This window comes from Bowdeniella nasicola (assembly GCF_001907295.1).
Classification (GTDB): Bacteria; Actinomycetota; Actinomycetes; order Actinomycetales; family Actinomycetaceae; genus Bowdeniella; species Bowdeniella nasicola.
Map to the genome: position 1 here is coordinate 1 of NZ_MQVR01000025.1, position 15,250 is coordinate 15,250.

At 65.0% G+C, this 15,250-nt stretch carries 17 protein-coding genes; 5 read left to right on the forward strand and 12 right to left on the reverse strand.

Annotated elements, in window-relative coordinates; genetic code table 11:
* Positions 1-72: 72 nt before the first annotated feature.
* From BSZ39_RS05600 to nrdF, 4 genes are all read right to left on the reverse strand, one after another.
* A complete protein-coding gene (locus BSZ39_RS05600) occupies positions 73-1,257 on the reverse strand; it encodes a glycoside hydrolase family 15 protein (protein WP_073716391.1) in 1,185 nt (394 codons plus the stop codon).
* Between the two features lie 24 nt (positions 1,258-1,281).
* Complete coding sequence (locus BSZ39_RS05605) at positions 1,282-1,539, reverse strand: Txe/YoeB family addiction module toxin (RefSeq protein WP_073716392.1); 258 nt, start codon at positions 1,537-1,539, stop codon at positions 1,282-1,284.
* Positions 1,540-1,544: 5 nt separating this feature from the next.
* The gene (locus tag BSZ39_RS05610; protein ID WP_073716393.1) at positions 1,545-1,802 is read right to left on the reverse strand and encodes a type II toxin-antitoxin system Phd/YefM family antitoxin; all 258 of its coding nucleotides are present in this window, start codon (positions 1,800-1,802) and stop codon (positions 1,545-1,547) included.
* A 118-nt stretch (positions 1,803-1,920) separates the two neighbouring features.
* Complete coding sequence (gene nrdF / locus BSZ39_RS05615) at positions 1,921-2,895, reverse strand: class 1b ribonucleoside-diphosphate reductase subunit beta (protein WP_073716394.1); 975 nt, start codon at positions 2,893-2,895, stop codon at positions 1,921-1,923.
* Positions 2,896-3,073: 178 nt separating this feature from the next.
* Here nrdF and BSZ39_RS13840 point away from each other — a divergent pair, with 178 nt between their 5' ends.
* Together BSZ39_RS13840 and BSZ39_RS05620 are read left to right on the forward strand one after the other, a co-directional pair.
* Positions 3,074-3,232 (forward strand): hypothetical protein, encoded by a 159-nt coding sequence (locus BSZ39_RS13840; protein WP_158025095.1) that lies wholly within the window; start codon positions 3,074-3,076, stop codon positions 3,230-3,232.
* The gene (locus BSZ39_RS05620) at positions 3,233-4,165 is read left to right on the forward strand and encodes an NAD-dependent protein deacetylase (RefSeq protein ID WP_073716395.1); all 933 of its coding nucleotides are present in this window, start codon (positions 3,233-3,235) and stop codon (positions 4,163-4,165) included.
* Here BSZ39_RS05620 and BSZ39_RS05625 read toward each other — a convergent pair.
* Positions 4,162-4,992, reverse strand: a complete 831-nt coding sequence (locus BSZ39_RS05625) for a DUF3152 domain-containing protein (RefSeq protein ID WP_083602978.1) — start codon at positions 4,990-4,992, stop codon at positions 4,162-4,164. The genes BSZ39_RS05620 and BSZ39_RS05625 overlap by 4 nt on opposite strands.
* A gap of 49 nt (positions 4,993-5,041) precedes the next feature.
* Here BSZ39_RS05625 and BSZ39_RS05630 point away from each other — a divergent pair, with 49 nt between their 5' ends.
* Positions 5,042-5,449 (forward strand): VanZ family protein, encoded by a 408-nt coding sequence (locus BSZ39_RS05630; RefSeq protein WP_143180390.1) that lies wholly within the window; start codon positions 5,042-5,044, stop codon positions 5,447-5,449.
* Here the strand turns inward: BSZ39_RS05630 and BSZ39_RS05635 are convergent.
* The 7 genes from BSZ39_RS05635 to BSZ39_RS05665 are packed head-to-tail and all read right to left on the reverse strand — an operon-like array spanning position 5,427 to position 12,780.
* Positions 5,427-6,677, reverse strand: coding sequence for an alpha/beta fold hydrolase (locus BSZ39_RS05635; protein ID WP_073716397.1), 1,251 nt, complete (start codon positions 6,675-6,677; stop codon positions 5,427-5,429). The two genes, BSZ39_RS05630 and BSZ39_RS05635, sit on opposite strands and share 23 nt — an antisense overlap.
* On the reverse strand, positions 6,674-7,105 hold the full coding sequence (locus BSZ39_RS05640) for a hypothetical protein (protein WP_073716398.1): 432 nt from the start codon (positions 7,103-7,105) through the stop codon (positions 6,674-6,676). Before BSZ39_RS05640 ends, BSZ39_RS05635 begins: the two co-directional genes overlap by 4 nt.
* 17 nt (positions 7,106-7,122) lie before the next feature.
* Positions 7,123-8,157 (reverse strand): LacI family DNA-binding transcriptional regulator, encoded by a 1,035-nt coding sequence (locus BSZ39_RS05645; RefSeq protein WP_073716399.1) that lies wholly within the window; start codon positions 8,155-8,157, stop codon positions 7,123-7,125.
* Between the two features lie 17 nt (positions 8,158-8,174).
* Complete coding sequence (locus BSZ39_RS05650) at positions 8,175-9,596, reverse strand: glycoside hydrolase family 1 protein (protein WP_073716400.1); 1,422 nt, start codon at positions 9,594-9,596, stop codon at positions 8,175-8,177.
* On the reverse strand, positions 9,593-10,504 hold the full coding sequence (locus BSZ39_RS05655; RefSeq protein WP_073716401.1) for a carbohydrate ABC transporter permease: 912 nt from the start codon (positions 10,502-10,504) through the stop codon (positions 9,593-9,595). Before BSZ39_RS05655 ends, BSZ39_RS05650 begins: the two co-directional genes overlap by 4 nt.
* Positions 10,501-11,433, reverse strand: coding sequence for a carbohydrate ABC transporter permease (locus BSZ39_RS05660; protein WP_073716402.1), 933 nt, complete (start codon positions 11,431-11,433; stop codon positions 10,501-10,503). Before BSZ39_RS05660 ends, BSZ39_RS05655 begins: the two co-directional genes overlap by 4 nt.
* Positions 11,434-11,493: 60 nt before the next feature.
* Positions 11,494-12,780, reverse strand: coding sequence for an ABC transporter substrate-binding protein (locus BSZ39_RS05665; protein ID WP_245792436.1), 1,287 nt, complete (start codon positions 12,778-12,780; stop codon positions 11,494-11,496).
* Between the two features lie 179 nt (positions 12,781-12,959).
* Between BSZ39_RS05665 and BSZ39_RS05670 the strand changes: the two genes are divergently transcribed.
* Positions 12,960-13,481, forward strand: a complete 522-nt coding sequence (locus BSZ39_RS05670; protein ID WP_073716403.1) for a ferritin — start codon at positions 12,960-12,962, stop codon at positions 13,479-13,481.
* Between the two features lie 31 nt (positions 13,482-13,512).
* Complete coding sequence (locus BSZ39_RS05675; RefSeq protein WP_073716404.1) at positions 13,513-15,237, forward strand: hypothetical protein; 1,725 nt, start codon at positions 13,513-13,515, stop codon at positions 15,235-15,237.
* The last annotated feature ends 13 nt before the right edge of the window (positions 15,238-15,250 follow it).

The window sequence follows — 15,250 nt, forward strand, 5'->3', positions numbered from 1 at the left end:
ACCATGACCGATACCGACACGCCCGCACTAGCAAGCTAAAACCCCAAACGAGAGGAAAACGCCGTTACACCACTACAAGGGACTTGACCCCGCAGTCCACCTCAAAATCTCTTTGGCTCGCGTCGCGTCCCCGGATTCCGCGGCGATCCACGCGTGCAGGGTGGTCTGCGGTGTCCAGGAGATACCGTCTTTCTTCCACCCGGCCCCGGGCGCGTAGCCGCCCGAACCTTCGACGTATTGGAGTGGGAGCGAGGCTTCCCATGCCGCGAGGGCGCCGGGCAGCGCCATCGGTTGGAAGGGCGGCAGGCAGAACGCGAGCGCTGCGTCTGGGTCACTGCCTGCGCCATACCGGCCGTAATCCGGCCCGAAGTACTGCGTGATCTGCTCAGTGAGAGTTTCGGCCCGGTCACGCGCCCGGTCGGAAATCTCCTTTTCCGCCACCGACATCGGAACCGTGTCGCGAAGTCCTGCGGCGGCGTTGAGGCCAGCGAGCGTCAGAGCCGCGGTCGAGAGTGTGAGACGGTTTTCGCCACGTTCCCAATAGTCCGAACTGGGCGCCGGGAGCCCGCCTTCCGTGGCATCGAGCAGGGCTTTTCCAGCCGCCGCAATGCTCGCGCCGAATTCGCTCCACACGTCGGCACGTTCCTCGGTACTGAGCGCGGCGAGCAGTTGGGAGATGCCCCAGATGTACCACCCCACGGATTCGAACTGAGGCTCCCGCTCGTCGGGCACGGTTCCGTCGGGCCGGTAGCGCGCTTCGAACGTCCCGTCCGCGCGCTGGTGGGCGGCTAGGAATCGGTAGATCTCACGGGCCGATTCGGTTTCGCCAAGGCGCACGTAGGCGGTCGCGACGAACGCAGCATCGCGGGGCCACACGTATCGCCAGTTCGACGACCAGCCGGCATATGACAACCGCTGGGCCGGTGCCTCGCCCGCGACCACCGGGGAGAGCGTCCGGAGATCTCGCAAGGCGTTCTTTGCCAGCGGCAGCAGCGGGTCGCTCGGGGTGGCTTTTGGGTCTTCCGGAGCCGGGTCGGCCCGGTGCACCTGCCAGTCCTTCGCGCACACGTCTGCCATGACCGTGTTCGCGTCGTCGCCGACCGGGATCGCCTGAATGATGCCGTCCGCGTCAGGGCAGACGCCCGAGAGGAAGAGCGGCTGCGCGGGCGGATACGTGCGATAACCCGGCATCGTGAACGCAAAGACGGCAAGACAAAGCGCGGCCGCACCCGCGACCGCGCCTCGGCGAGCCTTCATCAATCCTCCACACCCTGTCTGTGGTTAGCCGTAGTGGTAACGACACGCAGCGATTCGAATCACGGAGCCGTCGACCTTGTAGACAAGTTGATGCTCACTCGTGGTGCGGCGCGACCAGTAGCCAGCAAAGTTGTATCGCAGGGCTTCTGGTTTTCCCAGGCCAGTATTTCCATTGCACTGGATGTCCTTGATCAACAGGTTGATGCGCTTGAGCGTTTTTCGATCGTGCGTTTGCCACCAGAGGTAGTCCTCCCAGGCGTTCTCATCCCACACCAGGAGCATGCGAGTCAGTCCGTTTCGACTAGCCCGCGGACCTCACCTCCGCCTGCTTCAAGACGTTCCATAGCGTCGAGCAGTCGCCGCGCATTGGCCGGGGAACGCATGAGATATGCAGTCTCGCGCAGTGATTCGTATTCCTCCAAGGAAATGATGACGACCGAATCGTGGCCAGCGCGGGTGATCAGGACCTCTTCGCGGTCTTCCGTCACGCTGTCGAGCACCTCGGCATAGCGAGCTCGCGACTCGGTATAACTCATCGTTTTCATCATTGCCTCCTGTACAGATAACCGTACAGGGCGCAGATTGCCGGCACAAGAAGCAAGCGAAAGGGCGCGACCGCAACGTGCGAACGCGCCCCTTCGAACACGTGAGAAACGAGAGTTGTTAGAACTCCCAGTCCTCGTCTTCAGTTTCCTCGGCCTTGCCCATGACGTAGGACGAGCCGGAGCCGGAGAAGAAGTCGTGGTTCTCATCCGCGTTCGGGGACAGGGCCGCGAGGATCGCCGGGTTCACGGCCGTCGCGTCCTTCGGGAACAGCGCCTCGTAACCGAGGTTCATGAGCGCCTTGTTCGCGTTGTACCGCAGGAACATCTTGACGTCTTCGGTCAGGCCCAGTGGATCGTAGAGGTCTTCGGTGTACTGCTCTTCGTTGTCGTACAGGTCGTCGAGCAGTTCGTAGGTGAAGTCCTTGAGTTCGGCCTGGCGTTCGGCGGACTGCTTTTCGATGGAGCGCTGGTACTTGTAGCCGATGTAGTAGCCGTGGACGGCCTCGTCGCGGATGATGAGGCGGATGAGGTCGGCCGTGTTCGTGAGCTTCGCGTGCGCGGACCAGTACATGGGCGCGTAGAAGCCGGAGTAGAAGAGGAAGGACTCGAGCATGACCGAGGCGACCTTGCGCTTGTCCGGGTCGTCGCCGTGGTACAGATCGAGGATCGTCTTGGCCTTCTTCTGCAGGTTCGCGTTTTCCTCGCTCCAGCGGAAGGCGTCGTCGATCTCCGCGGTGGAGATCAGAGTGGAGAAGATCGAGGAGTAGCTCTTCGCGTGCACCGACTCCATGAAGGAGATGTTCGTGTAGACGGCTTCCTCGTGCGGCGTGATCGCGTCAGGCAGCAGCGAGACCGCGCCGACGGTGCCCTGGATGGTGTCGAGCAGCGTCAGGCCCGTAAAGACGCGCGTCGTCATCGTCTTTTCGGCTTCATTCAGCGTGGCCCAGGACTGAATGTCGTTGGATACCGGGACCTTCTCCGGCAGCCAGAAATTCGCGGTGAGGCGGTCCCAGACTTCCTGGTCCTTCTCGTCTTCGATGCGGTTCCAGTTGATCGCCTGCACGGCATCAATGATCTTGAGCTGTTCGGTCACGTCTCATCCTTCGTGAAGGGGGCCTGGTTGATGGACCTATCGTGACACATTTTTGCTCCCGCGGCGCCGACGCCTCTCGCGCCGCGGCAACCGGCCCGGTACGTGACCACCCTTTCGTATTACGCTCGGTAGAACGGCATAGAGCGTGTCGCTTCCAGGCGAGGTTTAGGAGGTGTTCATGACGGAATACCAGGATCTGAACGGCAAAAAGTTCACCGACGGCGACGTCGAACGCTGGGCTAGCGAAGCCGAATCTGGCAAGGGATTCGACGGCAAGCGCCTCGGTCCTGCCGTTGTAGGCCGTCCCATAAGAGCCGAACTGATGGACGAGATGTAAGTGGAATCCTTCCCGACCTCGCACCCGGCGGCGCTCGCGCATCACAGCGCGGTCCGCTCGATCCAGCGCGTCGTTGCCGAAACGGCGCCGCTGCAAGATCCGGCATTCGCTCGCGCGGGCATTCTCGACCTGTTGCGGGCCCACCACCCGCTCGTCGTCACGGGCGCGGGCGTGTCAACGGATTCGGGGATTCCGGACTATCGCGGCCCGAACGGCTCGCTGCGTCGGCACCGCCCGATGACGTATCAGGAGTTCCGGCACGACGACGCGGCGCGGCAACGCTACTGGGCGCGCTCGTTCGTCGGCTGGCGGCAGATGAGTCGCGCGGAGCCGAATGCATCGCATGAGATCCTCGCGGCGCTGCAGCGCGACGGGCTTATCACCGGGATCGTGACGCAAAACGTCGACGGGCTGCACGCCGCGGCCGGGGCGAGGGGCGTCATCACGCTGCACGGCGACCTCGACGTCGTCGCCTGCCTGAACTGCGGGGCGAAGGAGAATCGCGCGCGCCTCGATGCGCGGCTGGAGGCTGCGAACCCCGGTTATCTCGAGGCCGTGCAGATCAATCCCGACCTCGTGAACCCGGACGGCGATGTCACGCTCGATCAGGAGTGGATCGACCGGTTCCACATGGTCGACTGTCGCGCATGCGGCTCGCCGGTCCTCAAGCCCGACATCGTCTATTTCGGTGAGAACGTGCCGCAAGCGAAGAAGGACGCCGCGCGCGAGCTACTCGCCACATCGGGGTCGGTACTCGCGATCGGGACGTCGCTCGCGGTCACGAGCGGCTACCGGTTCGTGCTCGACGCGAAAGCGCAGGGCAAACCCGTCGGGATCATTAATGGCGGCCCGACGCGCGGGGACGCGAAGGCGGATTTCCGCTGGCGCTCCGACGTCGCGAGCGCGCTTCGCTGGCTCGCCGACCAGCTCTAGGGGCGCGGCCAGCCGTTCGGCTTACACGGCGCGGTCTTCAGCGTCTGCTGCTGCATGACGTGGGCGAGCTCGCCCTCACCCGAGCACTCCTCGTGCACCTGGGATAGCAAGTGGCCGACCTCGTGGTTGACGACGTAATTGCGGTAGTCCACGAGGGTGCCGCCGGCGGCGAAAAAGGGCTCGGCGCCCTGCGCCCACCGCAGGACGTTGATGACCGCCGCGTCGCCACGCTGGCATGAAACCCGGCCGCGAGTGGGCAGCGGCGCGCAGAGCCTATCCACGGTGGCGGGCGAGGCGAGGATGACTCGCACGCGCCCGCCTTGCGCGACCTGCTCGAAGGACTTCGGCCAGGAGCGCTCATCGCTCAGGATCGTGTGCACGCGCTCGGCGAAGACGTCCGTATCCACGGGTAGGCCCTCTTCGACCTCGACGCGGTAGGTCCACCGCTCGCCCTTGTCGGCCGCCGGCCGATCCGTCGACACGACGTTCAGCGTGCCGGAGCCGGTCTGCGGGATTTCGCCGCCTAGCATGCCGCCCTCGTCGGCCGTCGGCGCCGGCGATGGTGTGGGGCTGGGCGTCGGGGTCGCCGTTCGGGACGGGGCGGGCGAAGGCGTGGGAGTCGGCGTCGGGGATGCCTTCGCGACCGCGAGCTCAGCGCTCGGCGACGGGGGCGACGCGTGCGACGTGCGGCCGTATTGCGGCAGCAGGATGACACCGCTGATCGAGCCGACCAAGATCACGAGGATGAGGATGCGCAGCAACCAGGTACGCCCCAAGCCATGGGAGGGGCGAGGGCGGCGGCCTTCGGGGGCAGGCGTCGTACTCATCGGGCCTAGCCTAACGGGTGGCGGTCAAAAGTGGTGGGAGACTTATTCCATGCAACGACCCTGGCTAGTGATCTATGCGGGCGCGCTCGCCGCCCAACTTGTGGCGCTCGGACTGCCCGGTCCGCGCGCTGCCCGGCAGGCGAGCCAGCCCCGGCCGGCGCTCCCCCGGCCGGCCGATCCGCCTTCGCGGAGGGTGAAATTACTGCGGCTCGCGCCGGCCGGGTCGGACAAGCTCGTGCACGTCGCGCTGTTCGCCGCGCCAACGTTTGCGGGCCTGCGTGCGGGTCTCGATCCGCTGCTCGTCGTCGGCAGTCAGCTCATCGCCGCGCCCGCTACCGAGCTCGCGCAGGACACCGTCGTCGCCGGGCGTGGCGGCAACATCCGCGATGTCGGCGCCGATCTGCTCGGCGTCGTGCTCGGGGCGGCCGCGGGCGCTATTGCCGGGCGAGCGAAATAAGGCGGTCGAGTACCTTCCCGCCGGAGGCGCGCAGCCCGTCGTGCTGGTATTCGTTCGTGAGCCACACGCGGGCGCCGAGCAGGTCCGCGAGCGCCAGCGAATACTCCGTCGGGACGAACATGTCTTCGGCGTAGACCGCCGCCGTGACGGGCACGTCGCCCTTCGCGAGCGCGGCCTCATCATACAGCGGGCTCCAGTCGTCCTTCGCAGCGAGGATCTCGGCGGTACCCTGCAGGGGGATGAGCGCGGGGTCCTCCTCGAACTGCCACGGGTAGATGTGCTCGCCGGTGAGGACAAGTTCGTCGGCGAATTCTTCGCGAATGCGCGCGGCCGCCCAGGCGGTTGCGGTGCCCGGGCCGTCACCGTAGATCGTCTCGTGCATGAGCGCATACAGCGGGCGCGCGGCGAAGGACAGTTGGTCGCCGACGCGGGTGAGGAACGGCATCGATAGGCGGCGCGTGCCGCGCACGGTGACGAACGGGTCCTCGAGCAGGAAGTGCAGCGCATCGAATGCGGTCTGCGTGCCAAGCCCCATGCCGAGCGTGCGGAAGCGGCGCTCGGAAAGTCGCTCGCCGGTCGGCAAGAACTCCTCGGCGCCTTCGAGGTGGCGGGCGATCTGTTCGATGAGCTCGGCATCCGGATAGCGTTCGAGGTAGGTGCGGGTGCGCGCGATCGTCTGGCGGTAGGTCGCGCGGTAGACGTCGTCGAGGCTTCGCCCGACGCCCGGCAGGCCGCCCGTGATGTAGACGCCAGCAAGACCATCGGGCGCGAATGACAGGTACGTCGTCGCGCAAAAACCACCGTAGGACTGGCCAAGGACGTACCACGGGGCGGAGCCGAGCTCGGCACGAAAGTCTTCGGCGTCGGCGACGATCGAATCGGCACGGAAGTGCGTGAGGTATTCCGCGCGCTGCGCGTCGGTGTCGAAGGCAGACAGCGTCAGCTGGTCGAGCGGGTTCGAGCGCCCCGTGCCGCGCTGGTCGAGCAGCAGGACGCGGAAATCCTTCAGCGCGCGCCCGATCCAGCCGTCGTTCGGGTTGCCCTGCCGCGGCGAGGGCGAGCCGGGCCCGCCCTGCAGGTAGACGAGGTAGGGGCGGCCCTCGCCGCCGTCGGCGATGAGCTCGCGTGCAAAGACGGGGATCGTACCGCGCCTGGCTTGGGCGCGGTCGAGCGGGAGCTCGAGGGTATGTTCGACGACGGTGACGCCGTGGGCGCGGTAGCGGGTCACAGGCCGACGCCCGCAAGTGCGCCGAGGACGCCGAGGCCGATCGCCTGGCGGGTGTGGGCGCCGCGCACACCCGCGGCGCGCCGGCGCTCGCCGCGCGCGAAGATCGACTTTTCGACCCAGACGGTGACGGCGATGCTCGCAGCAAGCGAGCCGATGATCCCGGTCGCGACGAGTGGCATCGGCACCTCGGAAAGGCGATCCATAACGCCGTTACTCGCCTCTTCGCAGGCCTCCTGGTTCTCCTTGGACAGGTCGGTCGCGAAGTACGCGGCTGTCATGCCCGCGACCAGGCCCGTCTTCAGCAGGCCGCGCGCCGTGCGCGAGCGGACGACGTCGGGCAGGGCGTAGTAGGCGAATGTCCCGGCCCCGATTCCGAGTGTGAGCGGCAGGTTTCGGCGGAGGTCGGGCAGCTGATCATTTGAAGTCATAGCTCTATCGTATGGGCTCAGGCCGAGTCGCGGACCACGAGCTCCGGAGTCACAATAACCGGACCGCTCGCGGGGGCGCCGGCTACTTCGTCGAGCACCATCATCGTCGCCCGACGCGCAAGTTCCCGCCCCGGGTTCGTCACCGTCGTGAGCGCGGGGACGGTCGCGGCCGCGATCTCGGCGTTATCGAATCCGACGACTTTGATCTGCTCGGGCACCTTGCGATCCTGCGCGTGCAGGACGCCTAGCACGCCCGCGGCCATGAGGTCGGAAGCGACGAAAATACCGTCGACCTCCGGGTGGTCACGCAACAGCTCGAGGGTTTTAACCTGGGAGCCTTCGGGCGTGAATCCACCCGGCAGCGCGGCTAGCAGCGGCAGTCCGGCCTCCGCGAGCGCCTGCTTGCAGCCTTTCAGCCGATCGACGGCGGCGGCCATATCCATCGGGCCGGTGATCGTCGCGATCTGAGTGCAGCCGGCTTCGATGAGGCGCGTCGTCGCGATTCTCCCGCCCGCGATGTTATCGGTATCGACGAAGCGGTCCCCGACCGAAAACCCGTCGTCTTGTCGCGGGGTGTGGATCGGGCGCCCTACGAACGCGCACGGGATCTTGAAGGCCTCCAGCAGGCGCGGCAGGTGATCGTCCTCGTGATGCGAGATCACGACGACACCGTCGGCGTAGCCGCTGCGCAGATAAGCCTCAAACTTTCGCCGGAAACCGAGGTTCCCCACCATGAGCGTCAGGTTCTTATCCGTCGGCTCGAGGACCTCGACGACACCGGCGATCGTCGCGGCGAAGAAGGGGTCGGAAAACAGTCGTGAATCGGGTTCGGAGACGACGACGGCGATCGTGTCCGTCTGTTTCGTCGCGAGCGAGCGAGCCATCCGGTTCGGCACGTAGCCGAGTTCCTTGATCGCTGCCTCGACGGCCTCCTTCGTCGCGGGGGACACGAAGGCCTCGCCGCGCACCGCGCGCGAGGCGGTCGCGCGAGAGACCCCCGCGACGCGAGCGACATCTTCGAGTGTCGGCGCATTGGATGTGGCCCGCGGCATGTCCCCCTCCTCCGGCGCTACGGCAACGTCAACTGCTTTGATCGTGCCACATCTGCGAAGAAGCGTGCACTGGCCTTCGGGATCCGCTCCTGCGTCTCGTAGTCGACGCGCACGATCCCGAACCGGCGCGTGTAGCCGAAGGCCCACTCGAAGTTATCGAGCAACGACCACACGAGATAGCCCCGCACATCGACCCCGTCCGCGAGAGCCTCGTGGACCGCGGCGAGGTGCTCGCGGATGTAGACGAGCCGGTCGCCGCTGTCGTCGACGTAGCCGTCCGCATCCGGCTGATCGTCGTAGGCCGCACCGTTTTCAGTGATGACGATCGGGATCCCGGCCGGTCCGGTGTATTCGGCGTGCAGGCGACGCAGCAGGATCGCAAGGTCGGCGGCGTCGACCTCCCAGTCCATCGCCGTGCGCGGCAGGTCGCGGCTGACGCCCTTGACCGTTTCGGAGCCGACGAACGGCGATCCGATGAGGTGGCCACCGGGTCCGGGCCACAGTTTCGGCGTCGCGTTCGCCTCGGGCGCGGCGTGCGCGCCGCCGTTGTAGAAGTTCACGCCAAGCACGTCGATCGGTGCGGAGATGATCGCCATGTCGCCCTCGCGCGCGACCTGCCCGAGGCCCGCCTCGGCCATGTCGGATAGGACGTCCGCGGGGTATTCGCCCTTGAACAGCGGGTCGAGGAAGACGCGATTGAAGGCGCCATCGATCCGCCGCGCGGCATCGACGTCGGCCGGGTTATCGGGATCTGCCGGGTGCGCGACGGTGTGGTTCGTCGTGATGCCCACCGTGATGTCCCGCGGCGCCTTCGCGCGCAGCGCCTGCACTCCGAGGCCGTGCGCGAGCAGCAGGTAGTGCGCGGCATCGACGGCCTCCGACGGGTTCGTGTGGCCGGGCGCATGCTCGCCGCTCGCATAGGACAGGAACGAAGAACACCACGGCTCGTTCAGGGTCGTCCACGTCTCGACGCGATCGCCGAGCCGGGAGACGAGTTCGCCCGCGTAGTCCGCGAACCGGTACGGCGTTTCGCGCACGGTCCAGCCGCCACGCTCCCCGAGCGCCTGCGGCAAATCCCAGTGGTAGAGCGTCAGCCACGGCTTGATACCGGCCTCGAGCAGTTCATCCACCAGCCGCGAATAGAAGTCGACGCCCGCCTCATTCAGCGTTTCGCCATCGGGCATGACGCGCGCCCACGACGTCGAGAACCGGTAGGCCTGCAGCCCGAGGTCCTTCATGAGGGCGACGTCGGCGGGCATCCGGTGGTAGTGGTCGCACGCCACCATGCCGTTGGACCGGTCGAGGATCCGGTCGGGTTCATCGCAGAACGCATCCCAGATACTGGGGCGACGCCCGTCCTCATCCCCCGCGCCCTCGATTTGGAACGCGGCCGTGGCAGAACCGAAGAAAAAGTTTTCTGGGAAAGTCAGGGTGCTCATCCCTTAACAGCTCCTTGCATAATTCCGGCCACGAGGTGGCGGCCAGTGACAACGAAGACCAGGATCAGCGGGACCGTGGAGACGACCACGCCGGCCATGATCAGGGAGTAGTCCTTGAAGTATGAAGCCTGCAAGAGTTGCAGGGCCACCGGGAGGGTGGGATTTGCTGGCCCCAGGACAATGAAGGGCCAGAAGAAGTTGGTCCAGCTTCCGACGAACGTGAATAGTGCGAGCATCGCGGCAGCGGGCCGCGCAGCCGGCAGCGCCACGTGCCAGAAAGTCCGGATCATCGAGCAACCGTCGACGCGGGCGGCCTCGATGAGTTCAAACGGGAGTGCGGCCTCGAGGTACTGCGTCATCCAGAACACGCCGAATGCGGTCACCATGCCGGGGACGATGACGGCCTGCAGTTTGCCAGTCCAGCCGAGTTCGCTCATGACGATGAACAGGGGCACGACACCGAGCTGGGTCGGCACCGCCATCGTCGCAATGACGAAAACGAGGAGCGGCCGGCGGCCGCGGAAGCGCAGTTTCGAGAACGAATACCCGGCGAGGGTCGAGAAGAACACGACGGAGATCGACGTGACTACAGCGACGATCACCGAGTTCCACACCGCGGGCCAGAACTTGATGTCAGAGTTCACGACGCGCGTGATGTTCTCGACGAGGTTGCCGCGCGGGATGAGAGACGGGATCGGGTTTTGGGCGATCGTCGCCGCATCGGAGCTCGCGAGGAGGAACGCGAAGTAGATCGGATAGATCGAGACGAGCAAGACGATCGTCAGCAAGACATAGGTCACCCAACCGGGCCTGCGGTTCGCGTCTCGGCGCCGCATCGCGCGGGCAGCCCCCTTACCGGCGAACTGCTCGACGGCAGCGGCCGAGGTGAACGCCGTGCCACGGCTCATTTTTTGCCTCCTTCGTCCGAGGCGATCCGTCGCGTAATCGCGAAATTGATCATTCCGATCAACACAATGATGAGGAACAGGATCCAGGCGATCGCGGCGGCGCGACCGAAGTTGCGCTGGGATCCCCATCCGATTTCGTACAGATACATCGTCAGCGTCATCCACTGGCGGTCCGGCCCACCCTGGCCGAGGGTGTCGAACATGCGAGGCTCGTCGAAGATCTGCAAGCCGCCAATCGTTGAGGTGATGACGACGAAGATGAGAGTCGGGCGCAGCATCGGGATCGTGACCGAGAAGAACCGGCGCACACGGCTCGCACCGTCGACAATCGCGGCCTCGTACAGCTCGCGCGGCACGGACTGCATTGCCGCGAGCACAATGAGAGTGTTGTAGCCGGTCCACCGGAAGTTCACCATCGTCGCGATCGCGATATGCGAGGCGAGCGTGTCGGCGTGCCAAGCAACCGAGCTCAGCCCGACGGCCTCAAACACCGTGTTCAGGACGCCAAAGTTATCGGCGAAAATTTTCGAAAAGATGAGCGAAACCGCGACGGGTGCAACGACATAGGGCAACAGCACACCCATGCGCCAAAAAGTCTTGGCGCGCAGGTTCGCGTCGAGCACCGCCGCAATAAGCACAGCTGCGATGACCTGCGGAACGGAGGACAGCAGGAAGATGGAGAACGTATTGCGGACGGCCCGCCAGAATCGCGGCTGAGCAAGGACATCGCTGAAGTTCTGCATCCCCACGAATGCGCCCTGACCCCCGATGAGGTGCCATTTATGGACGGCAACGAACGCGGTGTAGATCAGCGGATAGAGACCGACGATCGCGAAAACGATGAAGAACGGCGCGATATAGAGGTACGGCGACGCCGTGACGTCCCACCGGCCTAACCGGCGGCGCGCCGCTTCTGGCAATTTCAGCATCCGATTGTTTCCTCACGCGGTGCGGGGGATAGTGGCGGGCACTATCCCCCGCGAGTCGAATCAGTCGAGACCGAGGGCTTGGTAGGCCTCGATCGCCTTCTGCCAGGACGCTTCCGGTGTGTCCGTACCCGTCTCGACGCGGTTGATGGCATCGGTGATGGTCGCGCGGATCGCGAAGTAGTTCGGACCCTTAAACGGCTTGACCGAAACGGCCGCCGCTCGATCGGCAAGGATCTTGCCGGTCGGTGCGTTGTTGAAGAACTCGTTGGTCATGCTCTTCAATTCGGAGGCCTCGAGCGCCTTGAGCTGGCTCGGGAACGTGCCCTTCGCCTTGAACGCCTTGACCTGCTGTTCCGGCGCGGTCAGCCACGCAGCGAGCGCGCGAGCTTCGGCGAAGTGTTCGGTCTGCTCTGGGACGGTGAGGTAGGAACCACCCCAGTTACCGCCGCCACCCGGGAACACGTTGGCGATATCCCAGCCCTTGACACCGGCAGCATTACCTTCGATGACGCCCAGCATCCAGCCCGGGCACAGCATCGTCGCGAACCCGTCCTTTTGGAACGAAGCACTCCAGTCATCACTCCACTGCGAATAGTGGGCGGAGGAGGACAGGTTCGCCATGATCTTGTCGTAGACCTCCTTGATCGGCTTGTTCTGATCCAACGGGATCGGGGTGCCATCGGGGTTTTCGAAGGGGGTCTCGAGCTGGTTGATCATGCCCTGGAACATCGCCTCACCGGAGTCGAAGAACGGGATCTTCGTCTTTTCGGTGAATTCCTTGCCTACCTTGAAGTAGGTATCCCAATCCCCCTGCAGGAGTTTCGCGACCTCTTCGCGGTCGGTCGGCAGGCCCGCCTTTTCGAACATGTCGGAGCGGTAGCACACGCCTTCCGGGCCGATGTCGGTGCCGTAGCCGATGAGGCGACCGCTCGAATCGGTGGCGCCTTCGGTCTTCCAGTCGAGCCAGCGGTCCTTCACGTCATCGCCGGACAGGTCATGGAACTTATCCGCGTACTGCAGGAGTTCAGGGAGCCAGTCGACTTCGACAGCTTCGATATCGGACAGGCCCGAACCGGCAGCGAGGCGGGTGTTGAGGTTATCGCGGGCTTCGTCAGTGGTCGCAGCCTTGCGATGCTCGATGGTGACGTTCGGATGCGCGTCCATGTACTCCTTGAACAGGTCCTCATAGCCGAACTCATTGAACGTGGCGACGGTCAGGGTGACTTTCGCGTTGGGGTCAGTTTCCGTGGCAGCCGGTTCAGACTTGCCACCCGATCCGCAGGCAGATAGAGCGAGTGCAGCGGCAGCCATGACGGCTGTCGTGGTCACCAAACGTGTGGTCCTCACGAAGAACTCCTTTGTTATGTCGGGGATGACACTTCGTCTGAGAGCGCTCTCAGTTTCGGGAGAGGCTTACCATGAGAGCGCTCTCAGGGATGTGTCCATCGTGGCAGTCGCACGGGAAACTGTCAACACTTTTGCTTTGAGAGGTGGTTAGTTTCGCAGATTACGCCTAGCCTGGGGCCATGGATATTCCAAAAAAACTCTTGGCCGCTTACGACGAGCAGATCACACTCGAGCTGACGGCTGAGACCGTCTACCGCCAGTTGGCGATCGAGCTCGACTCCCTCGACCTTCCGGGAATGGCGACCTGGATGCGAATCCAAGCCGAAGAAGAAGTTGTCCATGCCAACCGCTTCATCAGCCACGTGTTGGATCGCGGCGGTCACCCCCGCATCGGGGTCATCGATCCCGGTGACGTGACAGTCGAGACCTCGGTCGACGCGTTCAATGCTGCCCTCAAGCATGAACAGAAAGTCTCGGAGTCCATTCGGTCGCTGTACCGCCTGGCCCGGGAAGAAGACGACCTGGACTCGTTCCCCTTGCTGCACAACTTCATCAACGAACAGATCGAGGAGGAATCCTCGGTATCCGAAATCATTGGCCGGATCACGAAGATCGGCGATGACGGCCCCGGAATCCTGCGGCTCGACGCCGAACTCGGCGCCCGCGCTACGGTCGACCCGGAGACCACGTCCGGACTGTAACCCAGCCCTTTGCGCACTAACGGAGCGAAACATGAGTGATAACAATTCGCCGGGGGGCACGCCTCCTCCGCAGCCGCAGCAGCCCAACCAGCCGAACCCGGCCGGGGGCGCCTATCCGAACTACCAGCAGCACGCGAGCCCGTACCCGAGCACGGGCGGCTCGGGCGGCGGCCAGCTGCCGCCCGTCGTCACCCAGAACGCTGATTCCCTCAAGACCGGCGCGATCACCGGCACCCTGACGTGGGTGGCGGCCTTCGTGATCGGCATCATCGCTGCCATCATCATGGCCGCGTCCTCGTCGGGACCCTTCGGCGGCTTCGGCGCCGCTGTCGGCTTGATGTTCCTCATCACCGGCATGATCTTCGGCGGCGGCGCGCACGTCTCCAGCTCGCTGGGAGGGCTTGGCGACGCGGGCGGCAACGCCAGCTTCACCCTGCTGACCGGCACCATCATCGTCGGCGTTGCCGCCTACTTCATCTTGAAGAAGCTCCGCAAGGACAAGCCGTTCGGCTCGCTCGTCTCCTGGGCGATGACCACGGCAGCCATGTGGCTGACGCTCTACCTCATGCACGTGATCCTCTCGCTGATCGGATCACTGTTTATGTCGAACGAGTACATGAGCATCCGTTCGGGCTTTGGCTTTGCTATCTTCGCGACTCTCATGCTGTCGGTTATCGTCACCGGCCTGTACGAGATTATGCGGATCAAGGAAGCCTCTACGCCCCTGAAGCTGTGGCTGGTGCGCGCTCGCGAGGTCCTTCCCTTCCTCGCGCTGACGATGCTCGGCTCGGGCATTGCCCTCGCCATCGTCCTGCTACTGGGCACGGCCACCAATAACGGCAGCATGGGACAGGCCTTCGTGGGTGGCATCGTCCTGCTCGGCCACCTCATTTTGGCCGGCCCGGCCGCGCTTATCGGGACCCCGCTCGTGTTCTCGGAGTCCTCTAGATCATTCGGCAGCCTCTCGGCGAGCCTGTACAGCTTCGCGCCCGTGTGGGTCACCCTGATCGGTATCCTGCTTGCGCTCGTCCTGCTGGGCTTCTTGGCTTACCGGGTGTCTAAGACCCTGCCTCCGGCACCGTTCATCCGCACCGGCGTGTTCGCCGCGGTATTCGCGATCGCCGGCATCATCGCGCTGATCTTCACCTCGGTTTCGGGTGGTACGTCCGGTAGCGAGCTGCGCGGGCTGCTCCCCCTGACCAGCGGCAGCGCCGGGATGTCCTTCCTCACGGTCTTCGTCTACGCCCTGTGGGGCGCGGCGATCGACCTGGTCGCCCGGTTCGTCATTCCGCTGGCGATGCCGAAGCTGAAGGAAGCGGCCGCCACCGCGAAGGAGAAGGCCCGCCAGGCTAACCAGCCGCTCCCGCAGACTGACGGCTCCGCCGGCGCGGCTGGCGCGGCTGGTCAGCAGAACGCGGCTGCCCCGCAACCCTCGCCGACGCACGACTGGGGTTCGGGCCCGAGCGCGCAGCAGGCCGAGAACCGGGTGCCCCCGCAGGAGCTTCCGGAACCGCCGCGTGCGACGCAGCCATCCGAGGCTTCGCAGCAGGGCCGTGCCCCCGACTGGGGCACGGGCATTCCGTCCGATCCGGCGCCGCGAGCCGATGAGACCCGCTCGTTTGAGTCCGTCGCCGAAGAGCCGACTCCCTTCCCCGTCACCGACAAGGAGCAGGGTAAGTCGGCTGGACTCTGCTACCCTGACTCCGACAAGCGCGATGACCGGGGCGGCTTTGCTCCTCCGCCGCCGCCCGCCTAACCAAAGGAGAACG

What these genes read in the sequence shown, in the direction of transcription:
- BSZ39_RS05600 (WP_073716391.1), bottom strand. Translation starts at nt 1,257, where the DNA reads ATGAAGGCTCGCCGAGGCGCGGTCGCGGGTGCGGCCGCGCTTTGTCTT.
- BSZ39_RS05605 (WP_073716392.1), bottom strand. Translation starts at nt 1,539, where the DNA reads ATGCTCCTGGTGTGGGATGAGAACGCCTGGGAGGACTACCTCTGGTGG.
- BSZ39_RS05610 (WP_073716393.1), bottom strand. Translation starts at nt 1,802, where the DNA reads ATGAAAACGATGAGTTATACCGAGTCGCGAGCTCGCTATGCCGAGGTG.
- BSZ39_RS13840 (WP_158025095.1), top strand. Translation starts at nt 3,074, where the DNA reads ATGACGGAATACCAGGATCTGAACGGCAAAAAGTTCACCGACGGCGAC.
- BSZ39_RS05625 (WP_083602978.1), bottom strand. Translation starts at nt 4,992, where the DNA reads ATGAGTACGACGCCTGCCCCCGAAGGCCGCCGCCCTCGCCCCTCCCAT.
- BSZ39_RS05630 (WP_143180390.1), top strand. Translation starts at nt 5,042, where the DNA reads ATGCAACGACCCTGGCTAGTGATCTATGCGGGCGCGCTCGCCGCCCAA.
- BSZ39_RS05640 (WP_073716398.1), bottom strand. Translation starts at nt 7,105, where the DNA reads ATGACTTCAAATGATCAGCTGCCCGACCTCCGCCGAAACCTGCCGCTC.
- BSZ39_RS05645 (WP_073716399.1), bottom strand. Translation starts at nt 8,157, where the DNA reads ATGCCGCGGGCCACATCCAATGCGCCGACACTCGAAGATGTCGCTCGC.
- BSZ39_RS05650 (WP_073716400.1), bottom strand. Translation starts at nt 9,596, where the DNA reads ATGAGCACCCTGACTTTCCCAGAAAACTTTTTCTTCGGTTCTGCCACG.
- BSZ39_RS05655 (WP_073716401.1), bottom strand. Translation starts at nt 10,504, where the DNA reads ATGAGCCGTGGCACGGCGTTCACCTCGGCCGCTGCCGTCGAGCAGTTC.
- BSZ39_RS05660 (WP_073716402.1), bottom strand. Translation starts at nt 11,433, where the DNA reads ATGCTGAAATTGCCAGAAGCGGCGCGCCGCCGGTTAGGCCGGTGGGAC.
- BSZ39_RS05670 (WP_073716403.1), top strand. Translation starts at nt 12,960, where the DNA reads ATGGATATTCCAAAAAAACTCTTGGCCGCTTACGACGAGCAGATCACA.
- BSZ39_RS05675 (WP_073716404.1), top strand. Translation starts at nt 13,513, where the DNA reads ATGAGTGATAACAATTCGCCGGGGGGCACGCCTCCTCCGCAGCCGCAG.